The sequence below is a fragment of the Hymenobacter sp. BT18 genome, from assembly GCF_012273015.1.
Lineage (GTDB): Bacteria > Bacteroidota > Bacteroidia > Cytophagales > Hymenobacteraceae > Hymenobacter > Hymenobacter lutimineralis.
Genome location: NZ_CP050954.1, coordinates 4,183,675 through 4,202,586 on the forward strand (window position 1 = coordinate 4,183,675; position 18,912 = coordinate 4,202,586).

17 protein-coding genes and 1 other RNA gene are annotated in these 18,912 nt (G+C 58.4%); 6 read left to right on the forward strand and 12 right to left on the reverse strand.

All coding sequences use genetic code 11. The features are described from left to right. Positions 1 to 5 precede the first annotated feature (5 nt). Positions 6 to 401, forward strand: a complete 396-nt coding sequence (locus HER32_RS17950; protein WP_168682874.1) for a two-component system response regulator — start codon at positions 6 to 8, stop codon at positions 399 to 401. Here HER32_RS17950 and HER32_RS17955 read toward each other — a convergent pair. From HER32_RS17955 to HER32_RS17970, 4 genes are all read right to left on the reverse strand, one after another. After that, positions 367 to 2,313, reverse strand: a complete 1,947-nt coding sequence (locus tag HER32_RS17955) for an LTA synthase family protein (protein WP_168682875.1) — start codon at positions 2,311 to 2,313, stop codon at positions 367 to 369. The genes HER32_RS17950 and HER32_RS17955 overlap by 35 nt on opposite strands. Before the next feature lie 9 nt (positions 2,314 to 2,322). Beyond that, entirely contained in the window at positions 2,323 to 2,922 is a 600-nt protein-coding gene (locus HER32_RS17960; protein ID WP_168682876.1) for an SMI1/KNR4 family protein, read from the reverse strand. 160 nt (positions 2,923 to 3,082) lie between these two features. Then, the gene (gene ald, locus HER32_RS17965) at positions 3,083 to 4,210 is read right to left on the reverse strand and encodes an alanine dehydrogenase (RefSeq protein WP_168682877.1); all 1,128 of its coding nucleotides are present in this window, start codon (positions 4,208 to 4,210) and stop codon (positions 3,083 to 3,085) included. Between the two features lie 274 nt (positions 4,211 to 4,484). Then, complete coding sequence (locus HER32_RS17970; protein ID WP_149070387.1) at positions 4,485 to 5,261, reverse strand: DUF1573 domain-containing protein; 777 nt, start codon at positions 5,259 to 5,261, stop codon at positions 4,485 to 4,487. Positions 5,262 to 5,463: 202 nt separating this feature from the next. Here HER32_RS17970 and HER32_RS17975 point away from each other — a divergent pair, with 202 nt between their 5' ends. Then, positions 5,464 to 7,878, forward strand: a complete 2,415-nt coding sequence (locus HER32_RS17975) for a thiamine pyrophosphate-dependent enzyme (protein WP_168682878.1) — start codon at positions 5,464 to 5,466, stop codon at positions 7,876 to 7,878. Between the two features lie 90 nt (positions 7,879 to 7,968). On the opposite strand, the gene HER32_RS17980 is transcribed toward HER32_RS17975, so the two are convergent. Beyond that, positions 7,969 to 8,547, reverse strand: a complete 579-nt coding sequence (locus HER32_RS17980) for a hypothetical protein (protein WP_168682879.1) — start codon at positions 8,545 to 8,547, stop codon at positions 7,969 to 7,971. Between the two features lie 98 nt (positions 8,548 to 8,645). Between HER32_RS17980 and HER32_RS17985 the strand changes: the two genes are divergently transcribed. After that, the gene (locus HER32_RS17985) at positions 8,646 to 9,650 is read left to right on the forward strand and encodes an acyl transferase (protein ID WP_149070384.1); all 1,005 of its coding nucleotides are present in this window, start codon (positions 8,646 to 8,648) and stop codon (positions 9,648 to 9,650) included. Between the two features lie 62 nt (positions 9,651 to 9,712). Here the strand turns inward: HER32_RS17985 and HER32_RS17990 are convergent, their stop codons facing one another. The 3 genes from HER32_RS17990 to rnpB all read right to left on the reverse strand — a co-directional run bounded on the left by HER32_RS17990 (position 9,713) and on the right by rnpB (position 13,051). Then, a complete protein-coding gene (locus tag HER32_RS17990; protein WP_168682880.1) occupies positions 9,713 to 10,966 on the reverse strand; it encodes a S8 family serine peptidase in 1,254 nt (417 codons plus the stop codon). A 222-nt stretch (positions 10,967 to 11,188) separates the two neighbouring features. After that, the gene (locus HER32_RS17995; protein ID WP_168682881.1) at positions 11,189 to 12,367 is read right to left on the reverse strand and encodes a sigma-54-dependent transcriptional regulator; all 1,179 of its coding nucleotides are present in this window, start codon (positions 12,365 to 12,367) and stop codon (positions 11,189 to 11,191) included. Positions 12,368 to 12,598: 231 nt separating this feature from the next. Further along, positions 12,599 to 13,051, reverse strand: an RNA gene (gene rnpB, locus HER32_RS18000) — RNase P RNA component class A. Between the two features lie 410 nt (positions 13,052 to 13,461). On the opposite strand from rnpB, the gene HER32_RS18005 reads away from it, so the two are divergent. The 3 genes from HER32_RS18005 to HER32_RS18015 all read left to right on the forward strand — a co-directional run bounded on the left by HER32_RS18005 (position 13,462) and on the right by HER32_RS18015 (position 14,390). After that, positions 13,462 to 13,776, forward strand: a complete 315-nt coding sequence (locus tag HER32_RS18005; RefSeq protein WP_149070381.1) for an HTH domain-containing protein — start codon at positions 13,462 to 13,464, stop codon at positions 13,774 to 13,776. Positions 13,777 to 13,897: 121 nt separating this feature from the next. Continuing rightward, entirely contained in the window at positions 13,898 to 14,104 is a 207-nt protein-coding gene (locus HER32_RS18010) for a hypothetical protein (RefSeq protein WP_149070380.1), read from the forward strand. A 100-nt stretch (positions 14,105 to 14,204) separates the two neighbouring features. Further along, the gene (locus HER32_RS18015) at positions 14,205 to 14,390 is read left to right on the forward strand and encodes a class IIb bacteriocin, lactobin A/cerein 7B family (protein ID WP_149070379.1); all 186 of its coding nucleotides are present in this window, start codon (positions 14,205 to 14,207) and stop codon (positions 14,388 to 14,390) included. A gap of 344 nt (positions 14,391 to 14,734) precedes the next feature. On the opposite strand, the gene HER32_RS18020 is transcribed toward HER32_RS18015, so the two are convergent. From HER32_RS18020 to HER32_RS18035, 4 genes are all read right to left on the reverse strand, one after another. Beyond that, positions 14,735 to 14,989: a hypothetical protein gene (locus HER32_RS18020; RefSeq protein WP_168682882.1), complete on the reverse strand. Its 255-nt coding sequence runs from the start codon at positions 14,987 to 14,989 to the stop codon at positions 14,735 to 14,737. A 182-nt stretch (positions 14,990 to 15,171) separates the two neighbouring features. Then, on the reverse strand, positions 15,172 to 15,597 hold the full coding sequence (locus HER32_RS18025; protein ID WP_168682883.1) for a hypothetical protein: 426 nt from the start codon (positions 15,595 to 15,597) through the stop codon (positions 15,172 to 15,174). A 38-nt stretch (positions 15,598 to 15,635) separates the two neighbouring features. Then, the gene (locus HER32_RS18030; RefSeq protein WP_168682884.1) at positions 15,636 to 17,501 is read right to left on the reverse strand and encodes a M1 family metallopeptidase; all 1,866 of its coding nucleotides are present in this window, start codon (positions 17,499 to 17,501) and stop codon (positions 15,636 to 15,638) included. A gap of 188 nt (positions 17,502 to 17,689) precedes the next feature. Next, positions 17,690 to 18,790 (reverse strand): Smr/MutS family protein, encoded by a 1,101-nt coding sequence (locus HER32_RS18035; RefSeq protein ID WP_168682885.1) that lies wholly within the window; start codon positions 18,788 to 18,790, stop codon positions 17,690 to 17,692. Positions 18,791 to 18,912: the final 122 nt, after the last annotated feature.

Genomic DNA, 18,912 nt, shown 5'->3' on the forward strand with positions numbered 1-18,912 from the left:
TGCGCATGAAAACCTTCCTCATCGACGACGACGACTTAGGCAACTACCTCACCGAAACCCTGTTGCGGCTGGAAGGCTTCTGCGATGATATCCTCACGTTTCAGCTGGCCGAAGATGCCCTGCAGGCGCTGTTGCAGGCCCGCGGCAGCGAAATACCCCAAATTATATTCCTGGACCTGAACATGCCGCTCATGAATGGCTGGCAGTTTCTGGAAGCGCTGGCGCCTTACCAGGGCCAGCTGCTGGGCCGCTGCCACATCTACATTCTTACCTCCTCGCTGGCTCTCACCGACATGGAAAAAGCCAAAACCTACGACCTGGTGGCCGGCCTCATCCACAAGCCCATCGACAGCGACGAAATCCGCGCTATCCGCTCCCACCTGGAGGAGCAAAAAGCCTAGCGCGGGCGCGGGCTGGCTTGGGGTAAAGCCGATTTTGTACTAGCCCATTCACGTAGAACTGCACGCAGGCCCGCAGCTCCTGGCCGTACTGGCGTAGCTTTTGGGTGTCAGGGACGGCCACCGGGTGAGTGGGCAGCTGGTGCCGCTGGTAGGCATACTGGTGCACCTGGTCGTCGGCGGTAAGCTCCGTCACGTAGTCGTGGTGCACGAGATAGTACGAGCCATTGCTCAAAAACAGCGCACGGCCCGTACTGGCACTATCGAAAGCCGAATAGCCAAAGGGCAGCAGCTGTCGTGGAGCCCGGATGCCCAGCCAGTCCAACACCGTGGCCGGCACGTCGGCCTGCTGGGTGATGCGCGGACTGGTGGGCGCCGACAGGGCCTGCCCGGGCCGGAACAGCAGCAGGGGCGTTTTGTAGGCACCCAGTAGGTTTTGGTAGCCCCGGCGGTCGGTCTGGGAGGTGTGGTCGGCCAGCAGCACAAAAAGGGTACGGCTATACCAGGGCTGACGAGCAGCTGTTTTAAAGAACTGCCGCAGGGCGAAGTCGGCGTAGGCTACGGCGCGGTGAATGGGCAGGGTACCCTTGGGAAAACGGCCCGCATACTGGCTAGGTACCGTGAAGGGCTCATGGGCCGAAAGCGTGAACAGGGTGCTAAAAAACGGCTCGGGCTGGCGGCTTAGCTCCCGGCTGAAGTACTGCAGGTAAGGCTCATCAAAAATGCCCCAGTGCCCATCAAAGTCCGGGCTGTTTCGGCTGCCGGGGTATTCATTCAGCCCGTAATAGCGCTGGATACCAGCTACCCCCGCAAAGGTGTTGAAGCCCATGGAGCCATTCTCAGCCCCGTGAAATACGGAGGTGGTGTAGCCCTGCTGGCCCAGTATTTCTCCCAGGCCATGCAATTCGTTGGTTTGAAAGTTGGAGGTGATAAACGGCCCTTCCAGCAAGGACGGAAGGCCCGCCAGCACGGCCGGCAACGCCTCTATCGAGCGGCGCCCGTTGGCGTAATGGTCGCGGAACAGTAGGCCGCCGTGGGTAGCCAGCGAATCGAAAAAAGGCGTGTAGCCCTGCCCGCTGTTTTCTACTCCGGTGTACTCCGAGGCAAAGCTTTCCAGCAGCAGGATGACCACGTTGTCGCGGCGAGCCGGCGGCGGGTGAGTGGCAACCCGGCGAGCTGCCAGGGCCTGCTGCAACTCCTCGTCAGAGGCAAAGTAGGCTTTGGGCTCAATGGTCGTATAGCCCAGGCTTTTCAGGAACGTAAATGTGCTGTTCAGTGCCAGGTGGCCCAGGATGGCGGGTTGCTGAGCAAATGCCGCTCCCGTGCGCAGGGGCTTTAGCTGTAAGCCACCCCGGATGCCGACTACCGCCAGGCCGGCGACCAGCAGGGCTTCTACTCCCCAGCGCAGCCACACCTTTCGCGTTTGGCCAGCCTGATGCATAGCCGTGGTTTTGGGCATGGGGTAGAAATACCAGAGCGCGCCCAGCAGCAGGAAAAAGGGCACAAACAGGTACCAGTAATTGGCAAGCAGCTGCCCGGCCTGGCGCTGCACATCGTCCCCAATCGTCGTCAGCTCGTTGGAGGTGCGCCGCCCGATAAACTTGAAGTACTCCCAATCCGCCAGATTCACCATCAGCCCCAGGGCATTCAGCACCAGATACAGCAGGCGCAGGAGTTGCTGCCAGCCCCGCGCTAGACTCGGAACCAGGCTCAGCACTACCCACAGCAGGTTCAGCAACAGCAAGGCTGATACATCAAAGCGGAAGCCATGCCAAAAGGCCAGCAAGACCTGAGCAGGAGCAGCCGCTTGGAACACCGCTTGGTTCGCCAGATAAAACCCCACGCGCAGTAGCAGGTAGGTCCCGAGCAGCAGGGCAAAACGGCGGAGCAGCAGGCGCAGGTGTTCCGAAAGCATCAGCAAGCGTTATTCAGTGGGGCGAAACCGGATGCGCTGCCCGTCGGGCAGGTCTTTGATTTGGCGGTAAAAGTTGGCCAGCCACTGCAGACGGTCGGCGGCAGGGCGCGCGGCTAGCTGCGGCTTTTCCGAGGCGGTATGAATGCAGACGGGTGGGCTGACGCTCAACAGCTGGCCGGGCGCCAGCACGCCACCGCGCCGTTGAAAGTCGCGCAACAAATCGAGGCCCAGGGCATCAACCGGAAATTTCTCGGCCCCAAACAGGAAGTGCTTGAAGTCGACTTCCAGGTCGGCCAGCTCCCCGGTTTCGGTATCCAGGAACAGCACCGCGTCGCCGCGGAGCAGGAACTGATTGCCCACGCTGTCCTGGGCAAACGGCACATCAGTTTCCAATACGGTATCGTAGGTGCGCCAGAAGGCGTTTTCACCCTGCCAGGCTTCGGCTAGGGCGTGCCAGGCGGGCGCGCTCACGCAGCCCCGGATGTGCAGGCCGCCGAAGTAGGCTACCACCCCGTTCTGCTCGCGCAAAAAGGCCTGCAGGTAGGAGGGGAGGCGGGCAAAGCTCAGCAGGTCGGTTAGCTCCCCGCCGGTATACAGAATGCCTTTCATAGGGAAGGATGCGAAGCTCCAGCTTCACGCAGCGCCAGGCGGCCCGTGGGCCTGCATCGCCGCAGTTCGTTCAACAAGGCGCAAAGCTGGAGCTGAACACCACAGAAAAAGCCTTCCCGACCCACGGCCGGAAAGGCTTTCCACTTAGTCGATGGGAAACTTACGCAACGGCTTCTTCCATCACCGAGTCTACCGATTCCAGGGGCAGGCCCCAGGCCTCGGCTACTCCTTTGTACACCACCTTGCCGTGCACCACGTTCAGGCCCAGGCGCAGGGCTTCGTCGCGGCGGCAAGCTTCCTGCCAGCCTAGGTTGGCCAGCTTCACGGCGTAGGGCAGTGTGGCGTTGGTGAGGGCCAGCGTAGAGGTGTAGGGCACGGCACCGGGCATGTTGGCCACGCAGTAGTGCACGATGTCGTCGATGATGAAAGTGGGGTTTTCGTGGGTGGTGGGCTTGCAGGTTTCGATGCAGCCACCCTGATCCACGGCCACGTCTACCAGCACGGTACCCGGGCGCATGGTCTTGAGCATGTCGCGGGTGATGAGGTGCGGGGCCTTGGCGCCGGGAATCAATACGGCCCCAATGATGAGGTCGGCGGTTTTAATGGCTTCGCGGATGTTGTACTCGTTGGAGTACTGCGTTACCACGTTTTTGGGCATGAAGTCGTCCAGCTCGCGCAGGCGGTTCAGGCTGATGTCCATCACGGTTACTTTTGCGCCCAGGCCGGCGGCAATTTTAGCGGCCTGCGTACCCACAATACCGGCACCCAGCACCAGCACTTCGGCGGGCTTTACACCGGGCACGCCGCCCAGCAGAATGCCACGGCCTTTCAGGGGTTTCTCCAGGTACTTGGCACCTTCCTGCGGAGCCATGCGGCCGGCTACTTCGCTCATCGGGATGAGCAGGGGCAGGGCGCGGGTGGGCAGCTCCACGGTTTCGTAGGCCAGGCACACGGCTTTGCGCTCAATCATGGCGTGGGTCAGCTCCTCGCCTGAGGCAAAGTGGAAGTAGGTGAACAGCAGCTGGTTTTCCTTGATGAGCGGGTATTCCGAAGCAATGGGCTCCTTCACCTTCACAATCATCTCCGCCTGGCTATACACGTCTTCGATGGTAGGCAGGATGGTGGCGCCTGCCTGCTGGTACTCAGCGTCCGTGAAGCCGCTGCCGTTGCCGGCCGTCGCCTGGACAAATACCTCGTGGCCGTGCTTGCGGAATTCCGCAACGCCAGCGGGCGTCAGGCCCACGCGGTTTTCATTGTTTTTAATCTCTTTCGGAACGCCGATGATCATCGCAGAAAACTAAGTAAGGGTGGGTGGAGAAATGTGCTCGGTAAAGCGGGGGCAAAGATAAGGTGATGAGGGGAACTTGTCACTGCGAACCTATGGCACATCAAACAACGGTCGAGACAATTCAACCTAGCCAGAGCACTATGCCAGAGAATAAGAAAAGCCCCAGCCTTCATTGCTGACGGGCCGGGGCTTTTCCGTGGAAAATGCGGGAGGTAGTAATCAGGGCAAACAGCGCGTCCGGCCGCCTGCTGATGAGACGTTAATAAATGTTGTCCTACTTAAAAGGCACGGCAGCTTCGCCTTCCTTCAGCATGTTGGCGGCCTGCAGACTTTTTACCACGTTGGCTTTCAGCGTGAGGCGGGCGTCGCCGCTGAGGTCGTTGGAAGCAATAACCACTTCATCCGTCATGGCACCCAGTTTCCGTTGCGAGTAAATCAACTCGATGACGGCACTCTGCCCGGGCTTTATGGGCGCCGGTACGCTCTTGATGCCCACGCAGTAGCAGCCCGAGGAAAGGGCCCCCAGTACCAGGTCCGATTTGCCCGTGTTGCGCACCGTGAAACGCGCCGTGAGTTGCTGACCGGCCTCCATTTTGCCAAAATCATGTACGGCCCGGTCGAGCACCAGGCGCGGCGACTGCGCCAGCTGGGCCGGGGTCAGGTTCTTTTTCAGCTCGTCCTTGGTCAGCACTGTGCCTTTAATGGTTAGCACCTTGCTGGCTTCGGTGGCATTACTCGTGACGGTGATGGTTTTGTTGAAAACCCCGGGCCGGCCGGCGCTGCTATACACGGCTTTGATGACGCCGGATTTGCCGGGCAGCACGGGCGTTTGCGTCCATTCCGGCGTGGTGCAGCCGCAGCTGGCCTGCACATGGGCCACCACAATGGGCTGGTTGCCTGTGTTTTTAAAGCGAAACTCGTGGGTTGCCATGGTGCCTTCGGGCACGTTGCCAAAGTCGTGGAGCTCTTTGTCGAACGTTAGTACGCCTTGCGCATGCGCCCCAACAGCCAGTAGCAAGGCCAGCACCAGCAGGTAAGTAGTCTTGAGCATAACGAAACGAAATAGCGTAGGGAAGCCAACCAGCCCCGCCTCAGCTCAAAGATAGCCAAAATCCCGCCTTGGTCGTACAAAACGGCCGCCGCCGGGCTGTGTACACGGCTGCGCCCAAATCCGTACTTTTGAGGCGTCATGCCGGTTGCACACCCACTTGCCCGGTTTTCCTGCCCCTCTATTCCCCGCCCGCCCAGTTCGTATGCCTACTCCCGAATCTGCCGAAATCACCACTGCTGTGCTGACTAAAGAAGACCTGCTCCGCGACTACCGCCTGGGGTGTGAAAGTCGTCAGGCCTCGCTTGCGGGCCGCAAGGAAGTGTTCATGGGCAAAGCCAAGTTCGGCATCTTCGGCGACGGCAAGGAGCTGCCCCAGCTGGCCATGGCCCGCGCCTTCCGCCCCGGCGACTGGCGCTCCGGCTACTACCGCGACCAAACCTTCATGTTCGCCATCGGGGAGCTGACGCTGCAGCAATACTTCGCCCAGCTCTACGCCCACCCCGATGCTGATGCTGAGCCCTCCACGGCGGGCCGCGCCATGAATGGCCACTTCGGCACCCGGTTGCTGGATGAAGATGGCCACTTTAAAAACCAAGCGGAAACCAAGAACTCCTCGGCCGATATTTCGCCCACTGGCGGGCAGATGCCGCGCCTCGTGGGCCTGGCGTATGCCTCCAAGCTCTACCGCCAGAACGCGGAGCTGCAGCAGTACAGCCAGTTTTCGGTGAACGGCAACGAGGTGGCCTTCGGCACCATCGGCAATGCCAGTACGTCGGAGGGCATGTTCTTCGAAGCGCTGAATGCCGCCGGCGTCCTGCAGATTCCGATGCTCGTCAGCGTGTGGGACGACCACTACGGCATTTCCGTGCCCGCCGAGTACCAGACGACCAAGCAAAGCATTTCCGAAATCCTGAAAGGGCTGCAGCGCGAAGGCGAGGGCCAGCAGGGGTTCGAGATTTTCGTGGTAAAAGGCTGGGACTACCCGGCCCTGGTGGAAACCTACCAGCGCGCGGCCGAGCTCTGCCGCACCCAGCACGTGCCCGTACTCATTCACGTGACGGAAGTAACCCAGCCCCAGGGCCACAGCACCAGCGGCTCGCACGAGCGTTACAAGTCGAAAGACCGGCTTTCCTGGGAAGAGGAGCACGACTGCCTCCGCAAGATGCGCGAGTGGCTGCTCGTGGAAGGTTACGCCTCGGAAGAAGAGCTCAGCCAGATTGAAACCGACGCCAAGGAAACCGTACGCCTGGCCCGCACCGCCGCCTGGACAGATTTCTTCAACCCCATCAAGCAGGAGCGCGACGAGGCCGTAGCGCTGCTCAACAAGCTGGTGGCCGAAACCGGTACCGAAAATACCATGCACGAGCTGGTAGAGCAGCTGCAGCAAAACAGCACACCCATCCGCGCCGATATGGTGCGCACCGTGCGCCGCGCCCTACGCCAGGTGCGTGGCCTGCGCAGCGCCGCCCGCCGTGAGTTGCTGAACTGGCTGGAGCAGGCCCAGGCCGAAAACGCCGAGCGGTACAACTCCTATCTGTTCAGCCAGAGCGAGGAGGCCGTGCTGAATATTGAGGAAGTTAAGGTTGAATTTGCACCCAATGCCCCGCTGGTTGACGGCCGCGAAGTGCTGCAGGCCTGCTTTGAAGCCAACTTCCGCCGCGACCCGCGCATCTTCGCTATCGGGGAAGATGTGGGCCGCATCGGCGACGTAAACCAGGCCTTTGCGGGTTTGCAGGAAAAGTTTGGCGAGCTGCGCGTAACCGATACCGGCATCCGGGAATGCACCATTGTGGGGCAGGGGATAGGCGCCGCCCTGCGGGGGCTGCGGCCCATCACCGAAATCCAGTACCTCGACTACCTGCTCTACGCCATCCAGATCCTGAGCGACGACGTGGCCTGCCTGCAGTACCGCACCAAGGGCGGCCAGAAAGCCCCGCTCATCATTCGCACCCGGGGCCACCGGCTGGAAGGTATCTGGCACAGCGGCTCGCCCATCCAAATGATTCTGGGTGCCATCCGGGGGATGCATCTGTGTGTACCGCGCAACATGACGCAGGCCGCCGGTTTCTACAACACGCTGCTGCGCTCCGATGAGCCCGCCATTGTCATTGAGTGCCTGAACGGGTACCGCCTTAAGGAGCGCATTCCGCAGAACGTAGGCGAGTTTACCTTGCCCCTGGGTCAGCCCGAAATTCTGCAGGAAGGCCACGATGTGACGGTGGTAACCTACGGCTCTATGTGCCGCATTGTGCTGGATGCGGCCAAGCAACTGGCCGACATAGGCATATCGGTGGAAGTAATTGACGTGCAAACGCTCCTGCCCTTCGACGTAGACCATATTATTGCCGACAGCCTGCGCAAAACCAGCCGCGTACTCTTTGCCGATGAAGATGTGCCTGGTGGTGCCACGGCCTATATGCTGCAGCAGGTACTCGACGAGCAGCAGGCTTACCGCTTCCTCGATGCCCAGCCCCGTTGCCTGGCTGCCCAGGCGCACCGCCCGCCCTACGGCTCCGACGGTGACTACTTCTCGAAGCCCAACGCGGAAGACGTATTCGATGCCGTGTACGAACTGATGCAGGAAGCCGATGCCAAGCGCTTCCCCGCAATTTATTAGTAGCCTCAATTCTGTTACACGCACGGCCCCCGCCCTATTGACTGCGAAAGTCAGTAGGGCGGGGGCCGTGCGTGTAACAGGACGTACTGACTAGGGCAGCGTGATGGGGGTGGTCGTGATAACGTTGCTTTCGTTCAGGCCCCGGTCGGTAATGTTTATTTCGAGGCGGATAACGTCACCCTTGCGTACGGTTGGGCCGTCCAAGGTGCCATCAATTGGGATGCCGTACAAAATCGCTATAGTGTAGCGTAAATCACCCCGGATGGGAGCTGCCTTATCGGAAGGAGCCAAGTGGTCGAAGCGGCCATCGAAGCCAGGCTCCACATTCAGCGACCGAAATACCCCGTCGGTATCGCGCCGGAAGATCTTGATAAAGTAGTTGTTGAAATACCGATTGACCGAGCCATCCGGGTTGAATTGTTGAAAAGGAGGCTGTTTGATATCCAGCGAGTCAAGTCCCAGGTCGCCGGTGCCGTCCTTGAAAGCTAGCGTAAGCAAAATAGCTGCCTGTGTGCCGTCGGAAGTTGCCGTCGCCACTGCCGATTTAAACTCGATGCTGGGCTTATCCGGATATTCGGGTGGGGACACGCAGGACACTACCGAGGCGCTGAGCAGCAGCGTCAGCAGTAGTTGCGCTACAACAAGCCGAACCGTACGGGTGAACATCATATGCAGAAAAAGGCCGTGAGTGAGGGGCAAAAGGTACGGATTCTCAACGAAGCCTACGGACCTTTGTTGTGCCATCCATCAAACCCATACCAGGTGCAATGAGTTTCCGCGACGAGTACCTCCGTGAGCTGCCCACCCTCACTCCGGCCACGGCCGAAGCCGCCGCCCTGCGTCTGTTTCGACACCAAGCGCATCATTGTCCCATCTACGCCGAATACCTCACGCAGCTGGGTTGCCAGCGGGAGCACGTAGCCCAGCTGGAAGAAATACCGTTTCTGCCCATTGAGTTCTTTAAAACGCATCGGGTGCAAACCGAGCCGGCTGCCTGGCAACCCCAGGAAGTATTTTTAAGCAGCGGCACCACGCGGCAGCAGCGCAGCCAGCACCTGGTGCGCGACCCGGCCTTGTACCGGACCCACGCTGCCCGCATTTTTGAGCACTACTATGGTGCCCTTGGCGGCTGGACGGTGCTGGCCCTCTTGCCCTCCTATCTGGAGCAGGGTCAGTCGTCGTTGGTGGCTATGGTCGATTATTTCGCCCGGGAATCGGGCCAGCAGCAGCCGGCTTTTTTCTTGCACGACCAGGCCGCGCTGCTCGAAGCCATTCGGGTTGCCCGGCAGGTGCCGGGGCGGCGCGTGCTGCTCCTGGGCGTGAGCTATGCCCTGCTCGACTTTGCCACGACCTATGCCGGTAACCCGGTGCTGCAGGAACTTACGGTGCTCGAAACCGGCGGGATGAAGGGCCGGCGACGGGAAATGATCAGGGAAGAGCTGCACCAGGAGCTACAGGCGGCCTTTGGGCCCGCGGGCATTCATTCCGAATACGGCATGACGGAAATGCTGAGCCAGGCCTACAGCTTCGGGGATGGGCGTTTTCACACGCCTCCGCAGCTGCGTATTCTGCTGCGCGACCCTACCGACCCCTTCTCCGTGGATACTACGCGGGCCAGTGGGGCAATCAACGTCATTGACTTGGCCAACGTTGATAGCTGCGCCTTCATCGAAACCAAGGATCTGGCCCGGCTATACCCCGATGGGAGCTTCGAAGTATTAGGCCGGCTGGATAATTCCGACGTGCGCGGCTGCAACCAGTTGGCGGGGTAGGAACGCAACGAGCGGCCTCTGGGGAGGCCGCTCGTCGGAAATAAGCAGGATATGTGGGGTAATTATAAATGAGCAATAGCGTCAGCAGTACCGTCGGGGTCCGACTTCACGGTGCCGCTGCGGGTAAAGGCCTTGCCGCGGAGCAAGAGCACACCCGCCATGTGCGGGGCTGCCATAGAGGTGCCGCTCATTAGGGCGTAGCCGCCGCCTTTGTAGGTAGAGTTCACCGCTACGCCGGGCATGCAGTAGTCCACGGTAGGATTGCCAAAGCACGAGAAGGAAGCCCACGTATCCAGGTTATTCATGGCCGTCACGGTAAACACGTTGGCGTGGTTGACGCGGGAAGGGGAATGCAGCGTGGCGCTCTTGGCATCATTACCCGCCGACACGGCAAACAAAATGCCCTTGTTGGCGGCCCGCACCACGGCTGCATCCAGCGACAGGGAAGTACCCCCACTGATGCTCATGTTTACTACGTCCCCAGCCTTGGCCGTAGCGGCCACATAGTCAAGGCCCGCAATAACAACGGAAGAGGAGGAACTGCCGGTAGCGTCCATCACCTTTACGGCTACAATGGTAGCGCCGGCGGCTACGCCCACTACGCCCAGGGTGTTGTTCTTGGCAGCAATAGTGCCGGCTACGTGGGTGCCGTGGCCGTTGAGGTCATTGGCACTGGTGGCATCGGCGCCCAGCGGATAAAACGTTCGGCTACGGGTGCGGTCAACGGTCAGATCAGGGTGCGTCAGTTCCACTCCGGTATCCAGAATCCAGACGGTTTTGCCTACGCCGCTGGCCGTGCCTACGCGCTTGATGCCGTAGGGAATGGTTTGGGTAGAAGCAGTCGTCGTGGTGGTCGTTGTCGTCTGCTCAATGGTCATCACCTGGTCGGGCTCCACGTAGTCAACCCGGGCATCCTGGGCCAGGTCGGCGGCCTCAGCCGCGGTCAGATCAGCTGCAAACCCGCGCAATACCTGGCTGTAGGTGCGGCCTACTTTTTCGGCCCGCAGCCCGCGCTGCCGCAGCAGCCCCTGGGCTACACCGCGCACTTTCTCACCCCGTTCCGCGTAACGGGCCTCGGTGATTTCGGCCTCATTCGCAGCAATATCGTCCAGCGCATCACTTCCGTCTTTCAGCACCACAATGTACTTCCCGGCAACGGCCTGACCGGCTACTTTGCTCGCTGAGCTGATCGGGCTGGCGGGGCGAGGGTCGTTGGGGGTAATGGAGTCTTTGGCGCAGCTGGCCAGCAAGGAAGAACCTAAAATAGCTGTACCCAACCAGGCACTGAAACGGAAATTCTGAACGAGATTCACCATGCGTAATCAACAGGGGTTACGTGAGATAAAAGACTGCTCAGGGGCGGTCTGGAGGCCGGAAACCAGCTTATCCGTTTGATAAGTGTATGACCGGTTGCTTGCTTACCAGACAATAGCTACTTCGCTATAGTTCACATTTTTTTCAAAAATCGGCAACCAAATAAAAAAGCCGCTCGTATAGAAGCGGCTTTTTTTGCGAAAATGGCAAAATTATGTTGGCGGCTATTTCCCGGCAAAGGCGCGGGCATCAGCCTCCGTAATCGTGTCGTCGCTCATAATGACGAGGCGCTCTACCACGTTGCGCAACTCGCGGATGTTGCCGCGCCAGTCGAGGCTTTGTAGGTAGCCCAAAGCCGCGTCGTCAATCTTCTTGGGCTTGTCCCCGTAGTCCTGGGCAATGTCCTGCAGAAATTTCTGAATGAGGGCCGGAATGTCTTCGCGCCGGTCGTTGAGGGCAGGCACTTGGATCAGGATAACCGAGAGGCGGTGGTAGAGGTCTTCCCGGAAGTTGCGGTCGGCTATTTCCTGGAGCAGGTCTTTGTTGGTGGCGGCCAGCACGCGCACGTTCACCGAAATTTCCTTTTCGCCGCCCACGCGGGTAATCTTGTTTTCCTGCAGAGCCCGGAGCACCTTGGCCTGCGCTGAGAGGCTCATGTCGCCGATTTCGTCGAGGAACAAGGTGCCGCCGTCAGCCTGTTCGAACTTGCCGATGCGCTGCTTGACGGCCGAGGTAAAGGAGCCTTTTTCGTGGCCAAACAGTTCCGACTCAATCAGCTCGGACGGAATAGCGGCGCAGTTTACTTCTACCAGCGGGCCGCTGGCGCGGTTGCTGAGCTCGTGAAGCTGGCGGGCTACCATTTCCTTGCCGGCTCCGTTGGGGCCTGTTATGAGCACGCGGGCATCGGTGGGGGCTACCTTCTCAATGGCCTTGCGCACGGCACCCAGGGCCGCCGAGTCGCCCACCATTTCCGAGTTTTTGGCCAGCTTTTTCTTCAGGGTTTTGTTTTCCGTGGCTAGCTTGGTGGTTTCGGTGGCCAGCTTGGTGCGGTCCAGGGCGTTGCGCACCGTCACGAGCAGGCGGTTCAGGTCTGGTGGCTTCTGCAGGAAATCGTAGGCGCCTTTTTTGGTGGCATCCACGGCCATTTCCACGTTGCCATGAGCTGAGACCATAATAAAGGCGGCTTCCGGCGCCACAATACGGGCCCTTTCCAACACCTCAATACCATCCATCTTGGGCATCTTCACGTCGCAGAGCACTACGTCGTACTTGTCTTTGATGAGCATATCCAGGCCGGTAGGGCCATCTTCGGCCTGGCTTACCTGGTAGTTCTCATACTCCAGAATTTCTTTCAGGGTGTTCCGGATAGCGCGTTCGTCGTCAATAATCAGGATGCGGGGCATGGGCTGAGAAAAGGCAGGGGAGAAAAATCAAAGAAACGAAAAGCCGGCCGCAAATAGGCGGGCCGGAATGGGAAAACCTCGTTGCCGCCAACTTGGGTTACTTGTCGAGGATAAGTCTGGCAGCTCAGCTGCTTTTCCTGCGTACGCTTGGCGGCGGGCAAAGGTAGTGGCCATGTGCGACGGACAGGCAAAAACGGCCGCCGCACCCGAAGATACGACGGCCGCCTGGTAGCCGGTGATGAGTCTGTAAGCCGGGTTTTGTCCGCTGCCGAAGCCGCGGCCCCACCATTTATCTAGGCCAGTCCTCGCGGAAAGGCTCCATCAACCTACCCGCTGACGCCGGACGAGCCGCCCGGTGCCCGCCCCCGAAAGGGCCGGCGTGCCAGCTTATTTGGTCTTTCAACCCCTGAGGTTTACCCAGCCGGCATGGTTGCCCAGCCGCTGGTGCGCTCTTACCGCACCTTTTCACCCTTACCTTTTTTTGAGCTGATAGCTAGCTGCTATTAGCCTTCGCAGAACGAAAGCTAACAGCCAAAAAACGGCGGTAATTTTCTGTGGCACTAGCTGTCCTAGGAGGCTTTACGCCGCCTAGTCCTTCCCGTTAGGAAGCAGGGTGCTCTGCGTTGCCCGGACTTTCCTCGTCGCCTTACTTGCGTTTGGCGCCGCGGTGGGGCGACCCATCACTGCCAGCAAAGGTACGTAGCCTTTGCCGGGCTACCGCATCCGGCACCCGGTATTCGCGGAAGCAGGCCTCGGCAAGCCAGCGGCGGCTTGAGCCGAAGGGGCCAGTGTGGGTGACCAACACAAAGTTGCGCGGTGAGCAGCCTGGCCAAGCATTTTGCTAGTGGCTTATTGATGCGGTAAGAGTCAGATAGCCTGAGGTATAGGCTTATTGGGCAGACGGCAGTGCATTAAAAAGCTTTAATCATTTGCATTTAACCTATATAAAGTATTTCCTTGTGAAGGCAGGGCGTGTGGGACAGCGCAGTAGGGGGCGGGTTTGATGAGTGGGAAGGGAATGAGGTTAGAGCAGGCAGAAAACAAAAAGCAGAAGGTCTGAAACTGAACTGAAGACAGCACTAATTCAGCGACACATGAATTTCAGAAAGTACATCGAGAGAATTAAACATCTTGATTATCTAATAGGTAAAGAGGCTACCGGCACGCCCGTAGAGCTGGCGCAGCGTCTGGAGATAAGCCGTTCACAGCTGTATAATATTCTGGACTACTTACGGGACGAAGGGCTAACCATTGATTTTTCTCGTAAGCGCAACAGCTTCTACTACGCCGATAAGGCCAAGCTTAAAATAGAGTTTTCGCTGAAGGTTCTGCGGGATGATGATAGCCAAAATATTGTTGGTGGATTTTATAAAAATTATTTTCCGATTCAATTTTATTGGACGGAGTGAGGCTTCTTTTGTGCTATAGCAGCTGGGGTAACACCTACGCTGCTGGCTTACAAACGTGACCTCAAGGCGTAGCTGGCTGCCTACAAATGCCCGCGCATAGTATCTCTCTTACCAACAACACATGAACAACTTTTCTGCACAACTGGAAGAATTCGGCGTGATTTCAATGAACGCTGAGGACATGCAACAGGTAGAAGGCGGCCTGTTTCCCATTGTGGTTCTGGGCGTGGTTATCACCGCTGAAGCAGCTGGCTGGATTGCCGCTGGCACCGTAGCTGCTGGCCTGTTCGGGGCTGGTGTGTACGTAGGCTACACCACCGCTAAGTAGTCGGGTTGCGGTCTTCGGGGTACAGGGCTAGCACGTTGTGCAGTGCCGTTGATGTTCTCCGAGCCAGTCAGATGTTTCCTAACCACAAAATAATAAACGTATGAACGCTCAGTTGTTGAAACTGGACGAGTTCAACCTGGTTGAACTGTCCCACGACGAAAATGCCGAAATCGAAGGTGGCTTTCTGGTTCAGTTCCTGGCAATCGGTGCAGCTATGGCTGCGGGGGTTGCTATTTACGAGGCCGGCAAATACACCGGTGAGTTCATCTACCACGTAACGCACTAATTTAATTCCCGAATTATGAAAATGGCCGACACGGAATTGCTGGAGAAATTTGCTTATCTATTGCAAAATAAATACGCAAAACCTTTTCTTATTTTTTTCTCGGCTTATTTCATTTTTAGGTTCGGGAAATGCGTAGGTGAATTTATTTACTATGTAACCAGGTAAATTCACCTTTCAAGCAAAAAGGGGCCGCATGAATAGTCTATTCATGCGGCCCTTTTACGTTTTGCAATTACTGTATATGGCAACAGCCGTTTGGCAACCAGTGCGACCCGCAGTTAGTGGCTCCCCGAGTAATAGTAGCAGGAAAAGAAACTGCTAAGATCTGACCTTAGCTTGGTGTCCTAATAGTAGGATTTGATGCTCAGAAGGTTCGGTACGCTCATCCTGTTAGGCGCCAGGAAAAAGTAGCCGCACACCACCGGTAAAACAATGGCCACGGCCAGATCCAGGGCCTGTACTGCTCCTAGTACGTAGCGTTGCTGACTGACTATCGAAAGCAGCAGCCCCAAGAAATAGGGGAGGATAACGGAGTAAATCAGGTAAACAAAGGGTGGGGCCAGCGCGTGTAGCTTGCCTCTGATTTTCCAACGAAGCAAAGGCAAGAGCAGGCCGAGAGCAGCCAAGCCTACGCCCCCGCTAACCTCGACAGGGCTGAGCGGCCAACTCCCATAAGTCGCATATACTGCCAGGAACCAAACCAAAAGGCTGGGTAGAAACACAAACAGCAGGAGTATGCCCATAGCGGTACGCTTCTGGTTTTAAACGTATGACTTATAGCTTAAGGGCGCTTTGGTAAAGGACGAGGCTTCACAAAATATCTATCCAACTTCTCAATTTCTGCCTGAGTGTTTCGGGAAACGATGCGTTGGCAAATATGAAGATCTTGGCCTGAATTGGTGTAGAGGACATAAGTGCTACCCGCAACTAGGCGAATGCCGCAACTACTGCCAGTATGCAGCGTTAGGGTGTCAGCAGGCTGCCCGCGCCATGTTTTTAAGGGAACAAACCTGTAAGTGGCGCTGAAAGAAGTCGATGAATCGTTAAGCTGACTGACTTGAACTAGCTTTCCGAGGAAAATCAAAGAATTTGCCTTGACTGCACAGTTGAATTCGCGGGCCTGAATGCTGCATTTGCAGCCTATAGCTACTCCTGATGCCAGTAGCAACAGCGTAGAGACCAGCAAAAAAGTAGTTAACAGGCGCATGCTTGGAATAGGCGGGCTAGGGTTGAAAACGTACTGACTTACTTCCCTTCCCACACATTATCCTTCGGGTAGCTGTCGGGCACCAGCGTAGCGCCCAGCTTCACCTGCTTCACGGCTTTGGTGGTGGCTAGGGGCACCGTCACGGTGCGGGCGCCTGTTTCCCAGACTTCGATGGTGCGGTGCACCTGCTGGGCGGAGTTGTCCTGATACGTTACCGTGAGGTACACGGGCACGGGCTTGGTGCCTTTGGCTTCCACGGTCACGTCGTAGCCGGTGGCGGTTTTGGCCACGTTCTGGATGGCCAGGTCGGGGTAGCCGCCGTCGAAAAACCACCGTTGCCAGAACCAGTTGAGGTTGCGGCCCGCCCCGGCGTTCATCGAGTTGAAGAAGTCGTAGGGCATGGGGTGCTTGCCGTTCCAGTTGCGGATGTAGGTGTGCAGGGCTTTCGTAAACAGCTCGTCGCCCAGCATATCCTTCACGTAGAGGTAGCCCAGGCCGGGCTTGGGGTAAGAGTTCAGGAAGAAAGGCAGCCCGTTCTGCTGGGTCGTCAGGGTCATAATGGGCAGGTCCGACTCAGTATCGGCGTTCTGGGCGTAGGGGGCAATGCCATAATCGTCGTCCAGCGTGGGGTCAATCTGCTTGGAAATCAGCCATTCGCCAATGGTGGCCCAGCCCTCATCCATCCAGCCGTACTTGGTTTCGTTGATGCCCATGTAGAACGGAAACATCGTGTGGAAAATCTCGTGGTCGGTGAGCGTAATGGCGTCCTGGCGGCTCTCCACGGGGTTGTCGTTCACCATCATCGGGTACTCCATCTGGTCGAGGCCATCGAAGATAGTTTCGTGGGAGTAGGGAAACGGCCACTTGGGGAAGTTGTAGCTCATGGCCTCCACCGTTTTGCGGGCGAAGTGAATTACCTCCTCGTAGTCTTTGTGCTTGGTGTTGTACACGGCATCCACGCGGGTGCGGCGCTTGGTGGTGGGGTCCACAACCAAGCTACTAGATTGCCACACGTAGTGGTCGGCGGTGGCAAACACGAAGTCCGTCACGTTCTTAGCCTCAAAGTGCCAGGTGTTCTGCGCGTTCGGGGCGGTTATGTCTTGCTTCTTGAGGTCGGCTTCGGTGATGATGCTGGTAATGGCATCTTTCTTTTCCGCGTCGCGCAGGCGTTTTGCGTACTTTTTGCCCAGCACGGCGTCGGCGTTGGTCAGGTCGCCGGTCGCCCATACCACGAAGTTGCGGGGCACGGTGATGTCGGCCGAGAAGTTGGCGAAGTCGTTGTAGAACTCCTGGGAGCCGATGTAGGGGTGGCGGTTCCAGCCATCGATGTCGTCGTAGACGGCCACACGCGGGAAAAAGTACGCTACAAAGTCGGCCCCGGGCTCAATTTCCCCGGTACGCATGTGGGAGCCTTTGTTGAGCGTGTAGCTGTAGGTCACGCTGATCTGAGCCGTCTGCTTCGCGCCCAAAGTGCGGGGCAGGGGCACGAACATGTTGGTGGCGTCGGGCCGCAGCTTGGCCACGTCCACGGCCTGCCCATTGATGCTCAGGGCCTCAATTTTCATTCCCTCCGTAAGGTCTTCGGGGCTGATGCGGCCGGCCCGGGGGGCGCCTTGCTGGTAGTAGTTGGGGTAGATTTTAAACAGCAACTGCCGCAGCGAATCGGGGCTTTGGTTGTGGTAGGCAATCTGCGCGGTGCCCGCCACGCGCCGGCTGGCCGGGTCGAAGTTGACTTTGAGGGTGTAATCGGCCGAGTTCTGCCAGTAGTTGGGACCGGGCTGGCCATTTTCGGCGCGGGTGCCTTTGGCGTAGGTGGCCTGCAGGTTGCGCGGCACCGGCAGCGGCTGCTGGGCTAGGGCCGAGAAGGAAAGGAGGGAAGCGGCGAGCAGTAAGGGGAGTTTCATGCGGCGGAATGAGTTGCTGCCGCAAAGTACCCGTATGGCCCGGAATGGTTGCCTATTTGCAGAAAAAGGAACTGTCATCCTGAGCAAAGCGAAGGACCTTGTTACGTTTGGCTGATGTCGTTTTTCGATTTCGGGCAAACGTAATAAGGTCCTTCGCTTTGCTCAGGATGACAAAAGATTGGGACGGGTTACTTAAGCCGTACAAGCGTGGCGCCGTAGCCGAACTTTTCCTTCTTGGAGTCCTCGAAGAACTTGATGTCGCGGTTGCGGCTTAGGAGCTTGTGCAGCTCTTTGCGCAAGGTGCCGTTGCCGGAGCCGTGGATGAACACGATTTCGTGCATGTTGGTGGCCAGGGCCCGGCTCAGGGCATCCTCAAAGGCATCGAGTTGCAGCTTAAGAATAGCCGTGTTGCTCATGCCCTCCGCGCCTTGGGGCATTAGGGCTTCCAGGTGCAGGTCTACTTCGTGGTGAGGGGCCACAATAGGCTTGGCCGGTTCGGGCGCCAACGCGGCCGGTTTGGCGGGTCCGTTGCCCGTGAGCTGGGCTTTCAGGGTTTCGGCGAGCTTTTCGGGAGCAATAACAGCGGGCGGCGCGGGCTTTTCATCCAGCTGAAACAGGTAAGCCTCACGCTGAAGTACCGGCACGTTGGGTTGGCGGCTGGTGTAAAAGCTGGCCGCCTTAAACTGCAGGCGCTTGGTGAGCAGCTCGTAGGCCGTGTTGCTGTTGAGCTTATAGGGCAGCAGCTGCACCACCAGGGCCGGCCACTGGTCGAAATCCTTGAGGTGCCAATGCCCCAGCGGTGCGCTGGCCGCCTTGGCCGCCAGCTTATCGGCGCCCAAGGCGCGGTACTGCTCCTTGCGCTCTTCCCCGAATGTGTAGAGCACTTCCTGGTCGGTGTGGTTTATAAGCTGCACGGCCAAAAGCTCCGGTGACTGGTGGGTGAGGGCCAGGTATACGCCCTTCTGCACCACCGGCGCGGCGTTTTTGGCAGCGGGCAATGGGGCAGGGCTATTGTCTTTTTTAGCAGAGGCCGGGGCGGTTGGTACACCAGCCGCCTTGGCGGCTTTGGCGGCACCGCTGCTGGCAGCTTTTTTTTCGGCCGCTACCGAGGCAGCGCTTTGCCCAAAGGCTTTGGTTTCTTCGGCGGCTACCACCACCACTTCGCGGCGCAGCACCGGAATAGTGAAGTCGTTATCAATGGCTACTTCTACCAGGTCGTTGTCGAGCAGGCGGGTGATGATGCCTTCCTCGCGCCCGGTGAGCAGGCGTACTCGGTCTCCTACGTTCATAACTGGGGGATTAGCGCTGGTTTTTCCTGATTACGTAGTTTTGGCATTCAGTATCCCAGGCGCAGGCTGCAAAGGTCGCCAATGAATCGGGAAAAACGGCAGCCGGGTCGGGCCGCACGGCG